Origin of the sequence: Aestuariibacter sp. GS-14, assembly GCF_006494365.1 — a bacterium.
GTDB classification, from domain to species: Bacteria; Pseudomonadota; Gammaproteobacteria; order Enterobacterales; family Alteromonadaceae; genus Alteromonas; species Alteromonas mangrovi.
The window spans coordinates 1-19,499 of the sequence record NZ_VHIP01000005.1 but is presented as its reverse complement, the minus strand read 5'-3'; the positions used below and the strand labels follow the sequence as shown (position 1 = coordinate 19,499).

The following is a 19,499-nucleotide window of genomic DNA, read 5'->3' as shown; positions in this document are numbered from 1 at the left end:
TAAAAAGGTACTTTTGGTGGAGACAATACGGGTGAAATCTGGATAAACTGCGATGAACGAGTTGTATTAGTGCAATAACCCAACAATTGGATTATATTTACCACTTGTGGTTTAAAAGTTGGTAATTGGAGACACCATGTTAGTGTGCAATGGAAGCGTAGGCCGTTTGTTTCGCGTCGCATTCACGCTCTGCGCTTTGTTAAGCGCCGGGTTCAGTTCAGTTGTATCTGCGAAACTGGTGGAAGCCAAAGGGATCAGTGAATTTACTGAAGGCAATATGGTAGAAGCGCGAAAGGTCGCGCTGGAAAACGCCAAACGCGCAGCGGTGGAGCAGGTTGTAGGGACCTTTGTTCGCTCGCGCACCGATGTGAATAACTATCTTTTAGGTAAAGACCAAATCTACTCCAGCACCGCTGGCCAGATTGACGAATATAAAATCATGTACGACGGCCCCGGCGACAACGGCGTGTACGAAGTGGTTATTCAGGCAGATGTCCGGGTAAATGCACTGGTCGATAAAGTTGCACAAATCCAGGCCTCTATGGGCTGGACTAAAATGCCTCGTATAACCGTGGTGATCGACGATACCTCTGAAAATGAAATTGTTGCGCAAAATGTGCGTAATGAGATGGTAGAGCGTTTATTGCGTGATGGTTTCCAGGTGTTTGACGAATCCGAACCTGTGTATGCAGGATTTGCCGTGAACTTAACCGTTGATGCGCAAATTAAACCTGATGAATTTCAGGGCATGCAAATTAATGCCAATGAGCTGACGCTGGGTATGAAAATTACCCGCGTGGGCGACAATCAGGTGCTGGCCGCCGGCGTCAAGAGTGCGAGTAAACCCGGGGTAAAATCCAACAGTATTTTCAGCAAATTGTCTGCTGACATTATCCGCAAAGAATGGCCACAATTGCGCAAGCAGCTTATCAAGTTCTGGCACCTCGAACAGGTACAGGCGCGCAACATATTTTTAGACATTGAAGGCGTTGAATCACTGGAAACTGCCAATCAGGTGAAAGCAGCACTCCAGGATGCCATGCCGGCAGTGGAACAAATTGAAGTATCAACCATCGCCAATGGTGTTGCACATCTGGTAATTAGCTACAAAGGGTGGACCGAACAGCTTTACGAAGAGTTGTTGGCAAGCCAAATTGCCCAGCGTCACCAAATGACCATTCTTGGCGTGTCTGGAAATAAAATCACCGCAACCAAAGTTTGAGGATAAACAATGAGACGGTATGTACTGGCCGCTCTGGTATTGTCAGCCCTAGCAGGGTGTCAATCAACGGGCAAGGGAAAGAAAGAGTTTGACGTATCTCAACAATTGGCGGCAGCCGGTAACTACGCAGAAGCCATTGCGTACTTGCAGCAGGCTATTGCTAAGGAACCTGATAACAAGCAGTACGCTGCGCAATTGAGCAGTATGCGGTTGAAGGCCACCCAGGACTTGCTGAGCCAGGCGCAAACGTTGCTTAATGGTGCGAGTGTAGACATTAATGCTATTGAAAAAGCTGAATCGCTGGTAAATGAAGCGAAAAAGTTCTCCTCAGGTTTGCCCGCCATTGCCGAACTGGAAAGTACGATCACTACATCCAGAACCGCGCTGATTGACGAAGTGAAAGAGAAATACTCTGAAGCGCTGGCGCTGATTGATCGCCAGGATTGGGTTCGCGCGAACTTAACGTTGCAACAGGTTCAGAAGCTGTATCCGAACTTTGAAGCATCGGTACCACTGGCATCGCGTATTAAAACCGAAGGTACGCGTGATTACCTGTTACAAGCGAAGAAAGCGTTTGTAAACTATGAATTTGAAGAAGCGAAACTGGCTGCCCGCAAAGCTAATATGCTGGATCCAACGAATGCCATCGCTAAAAAGATGGCAGACGATGCAGACTCAAAGAATACGCCAATATTCTTCAAGAGCCTGGCGGCAGAGTCGATGGATGTTCAGAACTGGGCGCAGGTAGAGTTTGCCTGTAACAAGGTACTTGCCTTGTCGGGTGACGATCAGGACTGCCGCTCATGGAAAGTGACAGCCGTTGAGAAGCAGGTAGACGAGAAAGTACTGGAAGGTACGCGCTTGCTCCAACAGGGATACATTGCCCGCGCAGTAATGCTGGCTGTTCAGATTGATGAAGCAACGGGCGGAGCATTACCGGCGCGTGCTGTAGCACTGCGCAATGCAGTTGTTTCCAAGGCAGAAGACATTGCGTTGGAATACCTGGATAACGGGAATTACGGTGTAGCCTGGTACATGTATGAGCTGATTGGCAAACTGGACCCGTTAATGGACGGTTTGTTTGAAAAATCACGTGACGTACAGGACAAAATCCGTGAACGCGTGGTGAAGTCGATTGCGGTATTCGATTTCAAAAGCCCGTCTTATAACATGGACGCTGGTGGTTTAATTGCAGGTAAACTGATTTCCAACCTGTTTAACAACGCAAGCAAGGATATCAATATACTTGAGCGTGAAAACTTAAAATCGATTCTGGAAGAGATGAAACTGGGCCAGATTGGTGTGGTATCAGAGGATACGGCCAAGGAAATGGGCCGTTTGTACGGTATCGATGTGGCAATTATGGGTTCCGTACTGCTGTTCAAAGTAGATCAAACCCGCTCTGAGAGCGCCGAAACTGTGCGTTATCAGGTTGGTCAGGAAATTCAGGACAACATTGACTTCCTGAACTGGCAGGCACTGAATCCGAATCCTAAGAAAGAAGATTTGCAGTCTGCTCCACAGGCCAAAATCATGGTGCCGGTATACGCTGAAAAAGAGTACACCGTAACCAAAGCCAAAAAAGTGGGCTTTATTGAAATTTCTTACCGGATTGTTGATGTTTCTACAGGCCAGAACGTAAGTGTAGATACCATTCGCTCACGCCTGGTAAAAGAAGACGAAGGTAATGATGGCGTAAAAGACGCCAATGTGCCTTACGATCCACTGGAAATTGCTACCGACACAGAAATGCTGCAAATGATGGCAGATCAGGTGGTAGAAGACCTGTCGCGTAAAGTATTGCAACCGCTGCGCAACCGCGAGGTTGGTTACTTTGAGCAAGGTGAGGAATTCCTGCTGAGACGTAAAGAGCCACTCGCTGCGCTGGAACAATTTATCAACGCCATGTTTGATGAAAAAGTGAAATCAAATATTAATTCACCCATTTCATCAAAAATTGATGGGTATATTGAGCAAATTATCGATACTTATCAGTTTAAAAACTAAGCAGTAGGCGAGGGATATGCGCAGAGTGATTAACAGGTTACTTGTGCTGGTGATGTTATGCATCCCAGCTGTTGTTCAGGGTAAAACCAGTCTGGCGTTATTTAATTTAACGCCAGCCAGCATAGATGCAATCGGGCTGGATGGTGACCTGTTGTTTTCGATGCGCAAGGAGTTGGAACGCACGCAAACTTACCAGCTACTATCTCGCCGTCAAATGGAAGAAGGACTTTATCGGATTGGCGGTGCGCAAGTTGCCGATACCGATAAAGTGATCACTTACGGTAATGATTTAGGTGTTAACTTTATTCTTACCGGCACCATCGACATTAAACGCGCCACGATTATTGTCGATTTCAAACTGGTTGATGTTAGTAATTCCAGAGAAGCGTCTATCTGGCAGGAAAGCTTTCTGACCCAGGGTGAGTTGGTTTCCAGAGCGGCAGAGATTGTTGAATCACTGGAACGACGAATTCGCAAAGCGCAATCGGTTAAACCCGACACTTCTTCAGCAGCATCCTCTTTAACACAATTCCGAAGCACAATTAAAGGCGAGCAGGTATTACTGGAATGGGCAACGATAGAGCTTGGTCCGGTTTTCTACTACAACCTGTATCGCGGAGAATCTGAATCTGGCCCATTTGAGTTTGTGGAAAGCACAACCGAAGCCAAATACGTGGATAACCGGGTTCCACAAAGCGGCACCTATTTTTACCGGTTGGACATTATTCTTGAATCGGGTGACGAAATTGACGGGGGCATGCTCGCCCGGGCCAGCATTTCGAAAGCAGAAGTGGCCACCGATGTTACCGCTCCGGCCATATTGTCACATCAGATCTTTGTTAATGGCGTGGCGCTCGACTTTGTACCCTCTATTGCTAACAAAGAGAAAACCGCAGCCTATCAGGTGTACTACCGCGAATCGGGCGGTGAGTGGCAACTGGCAGTAAAAGTGGAAGACACCGGTAAGATTAATTATTCGGTAACCGCGGTAAATATTCTGGAAGCAGACAAACAATACGAATTTGCAGTCACCACGCTCACCGTTAGTGGCAAGGAAAGTGCGAAGTCATCACCCATTCAAATCACCAGTGCCCCCTCTGTTACGCTAACGGTAAATGAAGCGGAATTAACGCGTGAAGTGGGCCTTGCCTGGCAACCAACGGCAAGTGAATATGGTGTAAAGGTATATCGACGTGAAGCAGGCTCTGCAAACTGGGCACCAGTAGCCGAAGTTGCTGCAGGACACGGAGGGCAATACACTGACACCAAGGAACTGGGAGATGGTATTACTTACGAATACACCGTAACCCTGTACGACAGACTATCTGAATCCGCTCGAACCAATATTGTACAAAAAACCACAAAGAAATTGCCTGCCCCTGCAGAGTTCTCGGCATCTGGAGGAGTGAAATCCGTACACCTGCTCTGGTCTGAAGTGCCCGACAACGATGTTACGGGTTATCGCATTTTCCGTACACAGGGAGCACTGACACCCGAGACTTTACTGGATGAACTGGCTAATGTGAGTGGCAAAACCAAAACGCAGTTTGTAGATGGCGTTGATAACAGCAAGCCTCTCCAAGATGGGCAGGAGTACCATTATCTGGTGGTTGCTACCAATAAATTTGGTGGGGTTGGGGTTGTTTCTCAAACACAAACTGCAGTCACTAAACCACGTCCTGATCAGGCTGGCAGTCCGGTGTTGACCGTGCAGGCCAGCAGCATACTGGTTAGCTGGGAACCCTCCAACGAAATCGACATTAAGCAGTACCGTTTGTACCGGCGCTGGAACAATGGGAGCTGGCAACAATTAGCAACGGTGCCGGCCAGTGAGACACAGTTTGCCGACAGTGATTTAAAACCTTATGCGCAGACGTCCTATTATGTGGTTGCCGAAGACAAGGACGGTCTGCTGAGCGACCCGTCAGATTATGCTGTCGCCAAGAGCCCCGATACTATTGCACTGCAAGTTACTGCCGAAGGCGGACTGCGCAGAACGGATCTGTCGTGGAGTCAACACCGTAACATCGACGGTTACCGCATTTATCGTCGGTTGCAAGGTAGTGCAAGCTGGAAGTTAATAAAAAATATTACTACGCCGTCTATCACTGAGTTTAGCGATGACGACAGGCGCAACCTTGCCGACGGTGTCACCTATGACTATGTGATTACCGCAGTTGATGGCGATACCGAAACAGAACAATCCAATATTGTAAGTGCAACTACCAAGCCTGTACCGATGCCGCCTGATCAATTTCAGGCTGTCAGTGGCGAAGTGAAGAAAGTCGTGCTTAGCTGGGTGCCCCTTACTGACCCGGACGTAAAAGGCTATAAAATTTATCGCAAGGACGGCAGCAGCTTCGACCTGTTGGACACGCTGGACAGCCGTACCCGTAGCTCATATGCAGACGAAGGCAATTTCTTTAAGAAGCTGAAAGACGGCACTGAGTACGAGTACCAGATTGTCGCCTATAATCAATATGACGCAATTGGTCCGGCTTCGGCCTCGGTGGTAGCGCAAACTAAACCCGTGCCTGCAAATGTAGAGGGTTTGGTTGCGTCTGAATCCATACCGAATGTGGTACTCAACTGGCAGGCCAATCCCGAGTCTGATATTGGTGTGTACCAGGTGTATCGCGGGTCGGGTTGTAGCAGCCTCAGAAAACTGGCTAGTGTGAAAAATACCTCGTATGTGGACGCAGATGTGTCAGGTGGCAGAAGTTATTGCTATCGCGTTAGCGCAATTGATATCGACGAACTCGAAGGTAATCCCTCTTCATCGGTGGAAATCACCACTACTGCTGTGGCCGGAGGAGGCCAATAAATGATTATGTTAAGGAAGTTGCGAGGCATGGCAACGGCAATCTGCGCCGGCCTGCTGTTGGTAACAGCGTCGGGTGCCATTGCCAACGAGTTGTCGGCGATTAAAAAAGTGAGCGAATCAAAGGAATTGGGCACGCTGCGGGATAATTACCGCGCCTGTGTGGTAGCGAAAGCAAAATTATATTTAAAAGTGAATTCTATTGATTCCACCATTGTGCACGCGCCGATTGCATGCAAACGCGAATTACTGAGTATTCGTCAGTTTTTACTGTCGGGTGCCTTTAAAGTAGATGTTGTAGACCAACTGATGGATTCAGTTCGTGAAGGGGTTGAAATTGACCTGGTGAACAGCGTTTACGACGAAGTTCTCAAAAAGAAAGGTATTCAACCATGATGCGTAAATTGTTAACTGCTGCGGTACTGTTGGGTTGTGTTGGAATTGCTCAGGCACAGGACTCGTTGCCTGGCGTGGTTACTGCACTGGGGTTTGGCACCATTGATCCCGCTATGGCCAAAACAAATGCCCAGGCCCGTATGCTAGCCAAGCGCGCAGCCCAATTGGATGCGCAACGTCAGTTATCTGAGCAGGTTAAAGGTATCGAAATTCGCGCGGGATCGACAGTTGAAGAATATGAAGTTCGCAGCGACATTATTGCCACGCGCGTGAAAACCTGGCTTCAGGGAACGGTTGTGGTGGATGAGAAAGTGTATGAATCCGAAGGTACCTGGGTAGCGGAAGTGACATTGGGGATTTGCTTAACCAACGAAGCTGAAATCTGCAAGCAAAAGGAAAGTCTAGAGGCCATTAGTAATGCGGCGAATCAAAACTAAATTAGTCGTTTCGCTACTGGCGCTCACTGTGAGCGGTGTTGGTGTTGTATCTGCACAGTCGGTAGATGATTTTGATGAAGTCAGCGCGCAAATGGACCTTGAATTTAACACCCAGGCGCAGCGAATAGACGACATATACAACGCCGTAGACAAAGCTATCGATAAAGCCTTCAAAGGTTTAACTAAACGCATTGAAGTTAAGTGGCCGGATGGTGCCTTGCCCGACCGTCACCGTTGGGTAACCTACAACGCCTCTATGACAAGCAGGGCAATTGCCGATTTCGATAAAGGCGAACTGGTGGTGGAAACCATCATTGAGCCAGGCTCAAATGTACAGGAAAAACTAGCAGAGCTAATGGCCATGTCGGGATCTATTGCGACGGCTACTCCGGAGCAACTGGACGCGCAGGATGTGTTGCGTCAGGCTGTTATCGAAGAAGTGGCGCAAGTGACAGAGCCAACCAATGAGATTATTCCATCAACGGAATCGTCTATACAAACGGTGTTACCGGTTAAGATTGATTCCGATCTGGCGAACCTTAATGAGCAACTGGCTGCCAAAATAGCCGAAGCCGAAGCGGAAACGAAGCATCCAGTCGCTAAACAGAGCAATACTGTCACGCAAAGCAAGCAACTTAGTGCTATTACAGCATTAGCCGGTCCGGTAAATCCAGCAGGAGTGGAAAGCAAGCCTGAAGCGGTGAAACAAGAAAAAGAGGCGGGTTCACGAATCAATCAGTTGCCAGCTCAGGATACGAAGGTTGCTGCAACACCCCAACCCAAAAGTACAGCGCCAGCCTTGCCCGTTGTGGATGTGATTGAAGAAAACGGACAAACACGCTTGCAACTGCGTATCGCGTTCGTTAACGACTACCAGGAAAAACTGTTTGGGCAGTACTTCAACGAAATCAAGGATTATGCAGAGCAGTACGACGTGCCCGTGTCGGTGATCATGGCGATCATCGAAACCGAATCAAGCTTTAATCCGCGTGCGGTGTCACCTATTCCCGCATTTGGTTTAATGCAGTTGGTACCTAAAACTGCCGGACTGGACGCGCATTTATTCGTACATGGCGAAAAGAAAATCGTTAGCGCCGATTATTTATTTAACGAGGAAAATAACCTCAAACTCGGCTCGGCGTATTTTCACCTGTTAACCCATCGTTATTTGCGCAAAATAAGCGATCCTACCGCACGTTTTTACTGCGCTGTTGCAAGCTACAACACCGGTGTGGGTAATGTTGCCAGAACATTTACAGGAACCAAAAGTATCAGTGCTGCGGTAGATGCCATTAATCAAATGGCACCCGGTGATGTGTATGATTTTCTGCTTACGCATTTACCGGCACAGGAAACCAGGAACTACCTGAAAAAGGTGGTAACCCGAATGGAAAAATACAAGCAATTTGACGCATAGCGAGTCAACCTTATGAAAAAGTCTTCAACTACCGTTCTTACACTACTGACCTTATGCAGTAGTTTATTATTAGGCTCAGCCAGTGCAGACGACGTGGTACAGCAGCAGGCGGGCGGTCAAATCAACTGGTCTACCGGGGTGATTTCCGCTTATGGTTATGGGGTTGCGCCTGATGATGTGCCGCTGGTTAAACAGCGTTTACTGGCTCGAAGAGCCGCGCAGTTGGATGCTTATCGAAACCTGGCCGAAATGGTACGTGGCGTGCGCGTAACGTCTGAAACCGTTGTTGAGCAAATGGTGACGCAAAGCGATACGGTAAAAACCAGTCTGGAAGCCATGATCAAGGGCGCGGCGATGACCGCGGATCATTACCAGAATGACATTGCCACCGTGACTATGACGATGTCGATGGACGGGCGCTTTATTCAGATGATAGCGCCACAAGCGGCAAAGGCCGGTATGGGCGCAACAGCCTGGTATCAGGCGCCGGTTGACTGGGTGCTGGCCAGCACGTCTAACATTCGCCTGCCAGCATTAACGTTGTTTCCACAAGCAATGGCCAGTGACAGTACTCAGCAGGTGTTGGTAATCGACAACCCCAATCAACTGGAACTGGTAAAAAATATTACGCAAATGCTGCGTGCTCAGCCACAGCAGCAGGTGATCGCGCAATTAGAACAACAAATTGAATTCTATGAAAGCAACAGCAATTTTACTGGCGTGCTGATTGATGCCAGTCAGGTGGGTGCTTTTGAGCTGGCAACCATTCCACGTATCCGCAACAAGAACGGCGACATTATTTATCCTAATTCTGACGATTTAGCAGACGGTAATATCAGCCGCAGACCGGTTTCTTACGATTTTGACGTAGGTGATGCCGTACGCAATTCCCGAATTGCTGTGAAGCCATTAATTATTCCGGCGGAAGGTATTTATAAGTCGCGCAATTCCGATTTGGTGATTTCTGATCAAGCGGTAGCACTACTCAAATCACAGCAAACCCTGTTAAAAGCGTTGGGCAATGCTGAAGTAATGATTGTGGTGGCCAGGTGATAAAACGGCTTGCTGCGTGGTTACTAATGAGTGTGCTGTGCTTGCCAGTAGTGGCAAATGCACAGCAGCCGTCATCGCCCAAAGTAGCCATTGTGCAAGCGCAGATACTCATCGATAAAGGCGAAATTGAAAACGCCATCGCCCTGCTGGAAAATGCGAATAAGCAGTTTCCGGGCAATGATATGTTATTGATTTTGTATGGTGACGCGCTTTACGAAAATAAGCAGATGACGCTGGCAGAGCAGGTGTATATGCAGGCGTTGGAAATCAATCCGCTCAGTCCCACCGCCGCAAAACGTATTGAAGTGATACGCGCTATTTCGAATGCATCGGTAAGTGAAAAGGCCCAGCAACTGGAAGAGCTGACACTCGATAAATTATTTGATCTGCTGGCCATGGCGCTGGCATTTGCGCTCGGTACAGTGATGTCGAAGTATCTGCGTAAATTTTCTGACTGGAACTTTATGCGTCGCTGCCGCAAGTTGTTTCTTAAAGGCGATTACGATGACTTCGTGGATTTACTGGAAATTCAGTTATCTACCAATGAATTAAAGCCGCTGCGCAAAAGTATTGAATTTATGCAGCAGCATATGACACCGGAAGAAATAAACCGTTTGCTGAATCGCTATGTCAATACCGAAGATAACCTGCATACCCTGACACGCATGGTGAGGTTGAGTTATGAAGCAGGCTATCAAAAGATATAGTGTGTTGTGCCTGCTGGCTGTATTAGGTGGTTGTGCCAGTGCACCACCGCCCCCCACGCCAGCCCAGTCATTTGCCGAATTGTCGGCAGATCCCGCTTTTTCGCCTTATGCCATGCGCGCCATTGCCAGTAACGCATTTGACAACGGCGATTTTGACTTACTGTCCGACGCGCTCTGGCGATTGTGTCAGCGCAGTGTTGCCACTGCCGGTGGCACAGAAGATTGCAGCAATTATCTGGACGTGGCGATCATTCAGAACAATGTGGTTGATCAGGCACAGGCTAATATGGCCCTGTATTTTCTTACCCGCGATGCGGCTTATCATCAGCGCGCAACAGTATTGCTGCCAGACAACAATGACTATTATCAGCAATTGCTGGCCGCGCGACTGGAAGATTGTTTGCAGGTAAGTCAGCAAAGTGAACCGCTGGCGATGCAGTGTTATGTGAGCGGCAAACACTTTAAACATCAAGCGGCACTGGAAAAGGCACTGAGCCTGTTTGAGCGATACAATGCAAAGCACAATATGGCTGATACGTATTTTGTGCTGGCCCAATTGGCCGCGCAGGATAATAAACTGCAACAGGCAGAGAAGCTCGCCGCCCGGTCGTCATTGATATTGAGTCAGCTTGGCGAAACTCAAAAAGCACAGCAAGTTCGCCAGTGGCGTCAGGAAACCCTTCGGGTACCCCATAGGGAAACCCCTCGGGAAACCCCAGCGGAAATCCCTCATGCTCAGTAAAATTGGCGGCGGAGCCAGACGTTCAGGCAATGTATTGATTGGCATAATCGGATTACTGGGGTTAGCACTTAATACTTGTCCGCAACTGCTCAAGCCTCAACGGCGCCGGATTTTTTGGTTGCTGTTTAAACGGCAGCTATACAACTCCGGGCTCAGGGCAGCCTCGATTAATACCATCATAGCCATGTTACTGGGTATTTTTGTTATGTCGAAAGCCTACGCGGTGATCCCCAACAATACCCAGTTTATTGATTATTACGCACAGTTTTTTAATATCGTGGTCAATCGCGAAATAGGCCCATTGATTTCAGGCATCATTCTCATCGCCAGGTCTGCCTCTGCCGTTACCGCAGAAGTAGGACAAATGCAGTTGTACCGACAGTTCGATGCCTTGTCGGCAGTTCACATGAGCCCGGCGCTGGTGTTTTTATTGCCGGTGTTTTTTGCGTTTCCTGTTTCACTGCTGCTGATGTTCTTCTACTTCAATATGATTTGCGTGTTAACGTCATTTGCTATGATAGAGCTATACCACGATGGCGGGATCACCTTAATCGATTACATACGGGCGCTGTTGCAGCAATTAACGGTGGTTGAGGTGGTGGTGAGCATGACCAAAGCCATGGTGGGTGGTTGCCTGATTGGGCTGGCCAGCCTGTATTTCGGTTATCATGTAGAAGATCGCTTTACCGATGTCTCTCGTGCCATTTCAAACTCCAATACCTTTCAGTTGTTTGCCTTTTTTGTACTGAACATTGGGCTGTCGTATCTGGTGTACTTATGATGCGGCTGAAGCTGGACAGTATTGACCTGGCGTTTGACGGAAGGCCTATTTTTCAGGATTTGAATCTGCAGTTAAAACCCTCGGAAATTGTCTGCGTGCAAACCGGTGTGCTGGATGGCGGGTCAAGTTTACTCAGGCTGGCAGCAGGGTTGCTTTCCCCCGACAGTGGTAATGTAGTGGTGGATGGCATGGCGCTCAAAGACATGACCGAGCAAGCGCGGTTTGGCGCAACGTGCATGGGTTTTGAAGCCGGTGGCTTACTCAGTATTTTTACCAACTATAATAATATTGCGTTTCCCTTGCTGTATCACACGGATATGTCTGAAATGGCTATTGCGGAGCGCATAGCGCCGCTGGCTGACGCATTACAAGTTAAGGCGTTGTTGCAACAAGAGCCTCATCAGCTCAACGATGTACAAACCCGTTTGATGAATTTGTTGCGGGCAATGGTGTTTCGCCCCAAACTGGTATTATTGGATGAAGTGCAAAGTGGAATGTCGTTCGATATGCGGGAAAATATGCTGAATGTGCTACTTGCTGAGCAACAAGCGCACGGGTATTCCGTACTGATGACCACTACGGTGGGTGATAGAACCGACTTTGCGGATCGCACCTTGGCGATAGCCGGGGGAAAACTGGAGCCGATACAATGAGTTTCGCGCCATCACAATCACTCTCTTCCCGGGCACAGGATACTGTGCTTGGGCTGTTTGTGGTGATTGCCCTGGTACTGGCAGGCTGGCTATTTTTCGAAGATACCCGACAGGGGCAGGGCAAGCAGTTGTCGTTTGGTGCGATATTGTCTTCTTCCTATGGGCTCAGCAAAGGCTCACCGGTGAGATTAAATGGGGTAAATGTGGGCCGCATTGAATCGATTGGCCTGACTGCTAAAGGTGATGTGGCGCTTACCCTGATGATGCAGACGGAATATCAGGCGCTATATACCGAAGGCAGCCAACTTAAAGTAGATTCCACCCTCGATATCGATAATGTGCTATCCGGTGCCGGCATTGCGTTTATTCCGGGAAAGGGCGCACCACTTCAGGATGGCGCGATTCTCAGTGCCTCGGAACCCAAATCGCTCAAAGCCCTTATGGAAGAATGGGATATTCAGGCGTTGTCGCAAAAAGTGGCCGATATACTGATTAACCTTGATGCTATAGTGAGTAATGTGAGCAGCAATCAGGATAACCTGACGCGCAGCCTGGAAAACGTTGCCACCCTCACTGAAAGTATGAATGCCGCCAGTCAGCAGTTACCTGCGGTACTGGCGCAAATGCAGCAAACCATGAAGGTAATGGAATCTACGCTGCAAAGCGGGCAGGCAACGCTGGCCGACAATATGGGGGCCTTTACTGACGTTGCGGAACAATCCAGCGCCCTGATTAAAAGTATCGATAAGATCGCCAGTAATATTGAGCCGACAGTGAGTGAATTACCCGAAACCCAGGCGTTGCTGAACAATTTGTTGTTTGAAGTGAATGGGTTGACTCAACAATTACGACAACACTGGTTACTGCAAGGCAGCCAGGCACCTGCAAAAAATACAGGCCAGCGTTCCCCGGGCAACGGTCTGTTCCCACCCGACGACTCACTGTATCAGTCTGAAAGTGGTACTTCACAAGGAGAACCTGAATCATGAATAAGCTGTTAACGCGCCTGATGTGTGGTGCGGTGATGATCACCCTTGCCGGTTGTACTGTGAGTACCAAGGATTCTATTTCGATAGGTCAGCCTCAGCGCTCGGCGTCCAGCTCTATTGAAAACAATACAGGTAATAGTGGCGATAAACAGGAGATTCCTGGCAGTATTGCCATTCTGCCTTTTAGCAACACCACCGAAGAAAAGGTTGCTGCGCCTTTGCTGCGCCAGGTAATTAACAGTCAACTGGCAGGGCGAAATTTTTCGTTAATGCACCCGGCTGAAGTAGATAAGCGACTGCCATCTGGCCCGGTCGACTACACTAAAATGGCTTCCTATCTGGGGGTAGAAGGTGTTCTGGTAGGCGAAGTCGTCGATTTTGAGCGGTTTTTCGCAGGTATCTATTCGGAAATTCGGCTGGAAGTTGCGTTGTCGCTGTATAACACCAAAGGCGAGGTGGTATGGAGCGGCGAACACGAAGTGACGCAACGGGCTGGTGGGGTATCCACGACGGCCTGGGGATTGTTGTTAAACGCCGCTATTGCTGCAATGAATCTGGATGATGAAAACCTGCTGGCTGCTGCGGATGAACTGGGCCGCAAAGTGGCGTTCGATTTCCCTCAGCCTTCAGCTTATGCCGGTAACGCCGGGCCTGTTATCGAGTCGGTCATCCATGATCAGGCCGGACAATGGTTGCGTTATTCTGATGTGCTTGAAGTAGGTGTGAAGGGTGAGCCCGGCTTGCAGGCGTTTGCAGAGCTTGGCAATGTGGCGCGGGTGCAGCTAAAAGAAGTAGAACCCGGCGTGTACATTACAAAAATTCCCGTGCAACCAGACTGGAATCAGGTGCGTGTGCCAGTAACCGGTATCCTGCAAGGAAAAGATGGCAACACGTCTACCATGCTGAGTATTGCCGGATTAGTGAATTTTGATAATACACCGCCCGGCGCGGTGAAAAATCTGGTTGGCAGCCAAACAGAAACAACATTAAAGCTGTCCTGGCAAGCAGAGGACGATGCGCAGACATTCACAGTGTTTCGCATGGTAGATGGCGAAAAGTCTGTGGTGTATTCCGGCCCCGACAGTTTCGCCAACCTGGCAATCACAACCGAAGCCTTTAGTCTGAATGAATATAAAGTAGTTGCCGCAGACCGGGCTGGTAATAGCAGTGATACCAAATCCATCACGCTCACCACCTATATCAAAGAAGTGGGTCAGCAAACGTATTTGAGCGGTCCGTTACAGGGCGAATATACCGGTGTAATGGCACTCACCAAAACCTTTAGTCCCTATCAGGTTAAAGGTCAGGTTGTGTTTTCCCAGGACAGTGAAATCTATGTAGAGCCGGGCGTTGAACTGCAATTTGATCCACAGGCAACCATTACTATTCGCGGAGAGGCGTACTTTTGGGGGCTTAAACAGGCTATCAGGATTGGCCCGGTTGCCGACGCTGAGCGCCGTGCACCGTATCTGATCCTGGAAAATAACAAAGCCACTCAAATCAGTGGTGTGCAAATGTTCAATGGCGGTATCGGCATTGCCATTAAATCTGGTCAGCCGCTTCTGGAAGCCATTGAGATAATAGGCAGTAAATTTACGGCTGTTATGATTGAAGGCGAAGCAAATGTTACCCTGCGTCACTGTTTGCTGGACGGGAGTAACACATCAGGTGTGGTGGTGAGTGATTTTGCCAAACTTAAAATTAACGATTGCACGATTCGCAACAACTTCCCTTTCCACATCCAAAATGCATCCAGCTATGAGATTGATGCTACGGGTAACGCCTGGGATCCAAAAGCAACCACATCCAATTTACTGGGCAAAATAAGGACAGAATAATGAAAAAGGTATGTATAGCGCTGGCATTGATGCTACCCGGTTTTTCAGGATTGGCTGCAAATGCGCATTACGAAGAATGGACGGCCGCGGGCGGTAAAGTAAACTGGACCACCGGGCAAATTGCGGCGGAAGGATACGGATTGCCTCCAGCCAATGCGGTGGGTAATGCGGGGCCGTTACTGGCGTGTCGCGCAGCGGTGGTTGATGCCCAGCGCAACCTGCTTGAGGCTACCCAGGGCGTGCGGGTAACCGCAACAACGGTGATCGATAATTACATGCTCAATAATGATGAGGTAAAGAGTCAGGTTGAGGGTGTGATCCGCAATGCCCGCATACTGAGTCGGACCCCGGCACCAGATGGAAGCTGTAAAATAGAAATGGCAATCAATCTGGGCGGCCCGGCATCAAAAGCCGTATACAACGAACTGTACAAGCCCGCAGGGCTGCAAAGCTGGGTTAAGCAACCACTCGAGTGGCTGGCACTGGCGATAGTGCCCAAAGCCTACGCCCAGGATGATGTGCCTTTGGAGAAAGCCCCCTGGCTGGTGGAAGTGGAAAAAGTAAAAGGCCGGTTAGCCGTGCTTGAGCAGGAACTTGCCACTCAGAGACGTCAGGATGCAACGCCTGCGATTAAACCTGATACACAGCCAACCGGACTGGTAGTGGATGCGCGGGGCAGTAACTTTATTCCTTCGTTAAGCCCTAAAATTCGTCAGCTTCGCGGTGGTATTGTGTATCCTGACTCCACTGCAGAAAAGAGCGACCGGTTATTGGAGCGGGGCCAACTGGTGTCGTTGTTTGCCCGCGACGTAGACTTTGCTGTGCAACATCCGGTGGTAGGTAGTCGCCCATTGCTGGTTAAAGCTCTGCGTACTTACGGTGATACCCGTACCGAAATTGTACTGGCAACCGAGTACGCCCAACGTATTGAAGCACTCAATGAAAGCGGATTCTTTAGTGAGGCAGGCGTAATCATCGTGTTGGATTAACACCATCAGTAAGCCGTGCCAGTTATCAGACAAATCTGATGGCTGGCCGTTAGGCAATCCATTCGGCTAGCCATCACCCCGGGCATTAGGGCATACTACCGGCCTGTAATATTCATACTTTTTCCTATGCCAGAACTTACTCACCGACATACGTTTGCACTTCCAAGTCATTGTAAACAGCTAAAGTCCTTCGCATCTGTAGCGTCACTGCTGGCCGCCTACCGCACCGATATGCCGGTGTACATACTGGGTGGCGGCAGTAACAGTATCTTCATAGACGATTTCGAAGGCCTGGTTCTGGTGAATGACATTAAGGGCATCGATGTTCAGCACGATGAAGAGGGTGTGCGTCTCACGGTAGGTGGTGGTGAAAATTGGCATGATCTCGTGACTTACACCGTTGAGCAAGGTTGGCATGGCCTTGAAAATCTGGCACTCATTCCCGGTTCAGTGGGCGCGGCCCCTATCCAGAATATCGGTGCCTATGGCCTTGAAGTGGGTGAGCGCATAGAAAAGGTAGATGTGGTGGTACTGGATACCGGTGAGCAGTTCAGTTTGTCTCAGCAGGCATGTGAATTTGGTTACCGCGACAGCGTTTTTAAACGGCCGGAGCACAACAAATGGATTGTCACCCACGTGCACTTTTTTCTGCCGCATAATGCTGTGCCTATCACCCGTTATGCTGAACTGGACGCACTGATTAACCCCACCGCTAAGGACATTTTTAACACCGTAATTGCGGTGAGACAGCGCAAATTACCCGATCCTAAATTACTGGGTAATGCCGGGAGCTTCTTTAAAAATCCGGTGATCAGCAAACAACACTATACTGAATTATGTGGGCGCTACGGCACTGTACCGGGCTTTGAGGTAGATGCCGCTAACGTGAAGGTGCCTGCAGCCTGGTTAATTGATAATGCGGGATTTAAAGGGCAGTGCCGGGACGGCGTATGCAGTTATCAGCATCAACCTCTGGTACTGGTGAATCAGTCTGCAACGTCTGGCCTTGCCGTTGTGGCGTTTGCCCGGGAAATTATCGACACCGTTTACACCCGGTTTGGTGTTCAGCTCGAGCCTGAAGTCAGACTGGTAGGAAAAACAGGATTGGTGACACTATGAAACCCAAAGCACGTGAAGTCCGGCAAACCTTGTTGAGCACCTTGGCCGACGGTGAATTTCACTCTGGTGAAACGCTGGCGCAAACACTTGGGTTGTCGCGCACGGCCATTGCTGGCCATATTACCCAGCTAACGGGCTGGGGGCTGGATGTGTTCAAAGTAAAAGGAAAGGGTTACAAGTTAAACCGACCGTTCATTCTGTTAGACGAAGCCCAAATAACACAGCGGATCCAAATGCCACTCAAAGGCAAGGTGCGCGTTGCCCAGGTTATCGAGTCTACTAATACGGAGCTGAAGGAGGGTTCCACTCCCCGAGCTAATGGTGATGTGATCCTGGCTGAAATTCAGACGGCAGGCCGGGGACGTCATGGTCGTCAGTGGCTGGCACCGGTTGGTGGTAGTCTCACTATGTCGATGTACTGGCGATTTAACGACGGTTACCAGAGTATGGCCGGGCTGTCTTTGCTGGTGGGCATTGCAGTGTGTCAGGCGCTAAAGGATTGCGGATTGGACGATGCGCGCCTCAAATGGCCAAACGATGTGTATTTATATGGGAAAAAACTCGCAGGCGTATTGATTGAAGTGGAAGGGCAATTGGGTGCCCCAGCCGACAGTATCATCGGGATTGGACTTAACGTAACCGTGCCCGAAAACGAATTCGATGTAGGTCAGCCACACATAGATATGAGTCAGGTGTTAGGGGCCGAAATCAACCGCAACGACGTAGCTGCGCGGATAATCGAACAATTGTGGACCTTGTTGCCCGCATTTACACAGCGGGGCTTCGAGCCGTTTGTCTCAGACTGGCAGGAACTGGATTGGTTTGCCGACCGCACGGTAGTCATTAAAGCTGGTAATAAACGTATCAGCGGTATTAACCGGGGCATTGACGCCAGTGGTGCGCTGTTACTGGAAACCAGTGACGGTATAACTCGTTTTCACGGTGGCGAGGTAAGTTTGCGTGCAGGCTAACAAGGTGTTGTTGGTGGATACAGGGAATACCTGTATTAAATATCGCTGGTTATCTGATGCCAGTGACGACATCGAAATAGCGGGTACCGTTGAATTGCTATTGGAGCGACTTGCTCACACCGACGTCGAGCAGGTGTATTTATCTAATGTAGCTAATCAGGAGGCCGAGCAGGCGCTTACCGCGTTTTGTTCGGCCCGCAATATCACTTTGCATGTTATTGCTACACCTCAGCAGGCCTTTGGCATTAAAAACAGTTATAAGAATCCACAAAAAATGGGCGTGGATCGCTGGTTAGCAATGGTGGGCGCGGCAGGCAGAACCAATTTACCGTTTGCGGTTATCGACGCCGGAACTGCAATAACCGTTGATTTTGTGGCAGATGGTCAACATTTAGGCGGTTGGATCCTGCCTGGCTATCAAACGATGAAAAATGCATTGGTTAGTGCAACAAAACGTGTCACTCAGGATAAAAATGTGCCCAAACAGCTTTTGGCTGGTACAGACACGGAAGAATGCGTTGCTATGGGCTGTCTGGCTGCGGTGCAGGGGGCGGTAATTGCTGCCAAGCGGTATTTAGCTGAACAATTTGATGAATATTTAGTCATTTGCACCGGTGGTGATAAAAATCTGCTGACAAGTGCCGAGGGGAGTGGTAACCTCAGCGCCGCGAATTTGGTGATAGACGGCCTAGCCCGCTATGCTGAAAATGCTTCTTTTGATTGAGATTGCTCAATTAAACGTCGAGTTGGTAAATAAATGACCACTTAGACAAAAAAAAGAAAAATTTTCGCAAAAGACTATTGCACCGAGTGATTCATTACTCTAGAATTCGCACCCACTTGATGAGGAGCCGACTTAGCTCAGTTGGTAGAGCAACTGACTTGTAATCAGTAGGTCGCCAGTTCGATTCCGGCAGTCGGCACCATTCATCAATCTCTGGAGGGGTTCCCGAGCGGTCAAAGGGATCAGACTGTAAATCTGACGGCTCAGCCTTCGCAGGTTCGAATCCTGCCCCCTCCACCACTTTTTCATTGAGGTGGCCAGAGAATTAGGATTGCGGGCATCGTATAATGGCTATTACCTCAGCCTTCCAAGCTGATGATGCGGGTTCGATTCCCGCTGCCCGCTCCAAGTCCCGTGCTGATATAGCTCAGTTGGTAGAGCGCACCCTTGGTAAGGGTGAGGTCGGCAGTTCGAATCTGCCTATCAGCACCATATTTCTCCCCAGCTCATGTTAGAACTTGTTTTTTCACCTAAATCGACTTTGCTGGGATATTAGAAAATGGCAAAAGAAAAGTTTGAACGTAAGAAACCCCACGTAAACGTTGGTACTATCGGCCACGTTGACCACGGTAA

Annotated in this window: 17 protein-coding genes, 4 tRNA genes and 1 pseudogene; all 22 read left to right on the top strand. The window is 49.1% G+C overall.

Features of this window, described 5'->3' with window-relative positions; all coding sequences use genetic code 11:
• Positions 1-136: 136 nt before the first annotated feature.
• Positions 137-1,222 carry a hypothetical protein gene (locus FJ444_RS09700; RefSeq protein ID WP_140958098.1) on the top strand — a complete coding sequence of 362 codons (1,086 nt, stop codon included), beginning with the start codon at positions 137-139 and terminating at the stop codon, positions 1,220-1,222.
• A gap of 9 nt (positions 1,223-1,231) precedes the next feature.
• Positions 1,232-3,229: a CsgG/HfaB family protein gene (locus tag FJ444_RS09695; protein ID WP_140958097.1), complete on the top strand. Its 1,998-nt coding sequence runs from the start codon at positions 1,232-1,234 to the stop codon at positions 3,227-3,229.
• 16 nt (positions 3,230-3,245) lie between these two features.
• Entirely contained in the window at positions 3,246-6,053 is a 2,808-nt protein-coding gene (locus FJ444_RS09690) for a hypothetical protein (RefSeq protein WP_140958096.1), read from the top strand.
• Positions 6,054-6,446, top strand: coding sequence for a hypothetical protein (locus FJ444_RS09685; RefSeq protein WP_140958095.1), 393 nt, complete (start codon positions 6,054-6,056; stop codon positions 6,444-6,446). It begins immediately after the preceding gene.
• Positions 6,443-6,883 (top strand): LPP20 family lipoprotein, encoded by a 441-nt coding sequence (locus tag FJ444_RS09680; protein ID WP_140958094.1) that lies wholly within the window; start codon positions 6,443-6,445, stop codon positions 6,881-6,883. The genes FJ444_RS09685 and FJ444_RS09680 overlap by 4 nt, the downstream gene beginning before the upstream one ends.
• Complete coding sequence (locus FJ444_RS09675; protein ID WP_140958093.1) at positions 6,864-8,300, top strand: murein transglycosylase domain-containing protein; 1,437 nt, start codon at positions 6,864-6,866, stop codon at positions 8,298-8,300. Before FJ444_RS09680 ends, FJ444_RS09675 begins: the two co-directional genes overlap by 20 nt.
• 12 nt (positions 8,301-8,312) lie before the next feature.
• Positions 8,313-9,353: an LPP20 family lipoprotein gene (locus FJ444_RS09670; protein ID WP_140958091.1), complete on the top strand. Its 1,041-nt coding sequence runs from the start codon at positions 8,313-8,315 to the stop codon at positions 9,351-9,353.
• A complete protein-coding gene (locus tag FJ444_RS09665) occupies positions 9,350-10,060 on the top strand; it encodes a M48 family metallopeptidase (protein WP_140958089.1) in 711 nt (236 codons plus the stop codon). Before FJ444_RS09670 ends, FJ444_RS09665 begins: the two co-directional genes overlap by 4 nt.
• Positions 10,035-10,802: a hypothetical protein gene (locus tag FJ444_RS09660; RefSeq protein ID WP_140958087.1), complete on the top strand. Its 768-nt coding sequence runs from the start codon at positions 10,035-10,037 to the stop codon at positions 10,800-10,802. The genes FJ444_RS09665 and FJ444_RS09660 overlap by 26 nt, the downstream gene beginning before the upstream one ends.
• Entirely contained in the window at positions 10,792-11,583 is a 792-nt protein-coding gene (locus tag FJ444_RS09655) for an ABC transporter permease (protein WP_140958085.1), read from the top strand. Before FJ444_RS09660 ends, FJ444_RS09655 begins: the two co-directional genes overlap by 11 nt.
• A complete protein-coding gene (locus FJ444_RS09650; RefSeq protein WP_140958084.1) occupies positions 11,580-12,236 on the top strand; it encodes an ATP-binding cassette domain-containing protein in 657 nt (218 codons plus the stop codon). The genes FJ444_RS09655 and FJ444_RS09650 overlap by 4 nt, the downstream gene beginning before the upstream one ends.
• Positions 12,233-13,225, top strand: a complete 993-nt coding sequence (locus FJ444_RS09645) for an MlaD family protein (protein WP_140958082.1) — start codon at positions 12,233-12,235, stop codon at positions 13,223-13,225. Before FJ444_RS09650 ends, FJ444_RS09645 begins: the two co-directional genes overlap by 4 nt.
• The gene (locus FJ444_RS09640; RefSeq protein ID WP_140958080.1) at positions 13,222-15,063 is read left to right on the top strand and encodes a right-handed parallel beta-helix repeat-containing protein; all 1,842 of its coding nucleotides are present in this window, start codon (positions 13,222-13,224) and stop codon (positions 15,061-15,063) included. The genes FJ444_RS09645 and FJ444_RS09640 overlap by 4 nt, the downstream gene beginning before the upstream one ends.
• Positions 15,063-16,052 carry an LPP20 family lipoprotein gene (locus tag FJ444_RS09635; RefSeq protein WP_140958078.1) on the top strand — a complete coding sequence of 330 codons (990 nt, stop codon included), beginning with the start codon at positions 15,063-15,065 and terminating at the stop codon, positions 16,050-16,052. Before FJ444_RS09640 ends, FJ444_RS09635 begins: the two co-directional genes overlap by 1 nt.
• Positions 16,053-16,178: 126 nt before the next feature.
• Positions 16,179-17,171 carry a UDP-N-acetylmuramate dehydrogenase gene (murB, locus tag FJ444_RS09630; protein WP_140958076.1) on the top strand — a complete coding sequence of 331 codons (993 nt, stop codon included), beginning with the start codon at positions 16,179-16,181 and terminating at the stop codon, positions 17,169-17,171.
• Positions 17,168-18,142: a bifunctional biotin--[acetyl-CoA-carboxylase] ligase/biotin operon repressor BirA gene (gene birA, locus FJ444_RS09625; RefSeq protein WP_140958075.1), complete on the top strand. Its 975-nt coding sequence runs from the start codon at positions 17,168-17,170 to the stop codon at positions 18,140-18,142. Before murB ends, birA begins: the two co-directional genes overlap by 4 nt.
• A complete protein-coding gene (locus FJ444_RS09620; RefSeq protein ID WP_140958073.1) occupies positions 18,132-18,866 on the top strand; it encodes a type III pantothenate kinase in 735 nt (244 codons plus the stop codon). The genes birA and FJ444_RS09620 overlap by 11 nt, the downstream gene beginning before the upstream one ends.
• A 126-nt stretch (positions 18,867-18,992) precedes the next feature.
• Positions 18,993-19,068, top strand: a tRNA-Thr gene (locus FJ444_RS09615).
• 13 nt (positions 19,069-19,081) lie between these two features.
• Positions 19,082-19,166 (top strand) — tRNA-Tyr (locus tag FJ444_RS09610).
• 33 nt (positions 19,167-19,199) lie between these two features.
• Positions 19,200-19,274: transfer RNA gene (locus FJ444_RS09605), tRNA-Gly, on the top strand.
• Positions 19,275-19,282: 8 nt separating this feature from the next.
• Positions 19,283-19,358, top strand: a tRNA-Thr gene (locus FJ444_RS09600).
• Positions 19,359-19,425: 67 nt separating this feature from the next.
• Positions 19,426-19,499, top strand: a pseudogene (locus FJ444_RS21495) (elongation factor Tu); the annotation flags it as partial.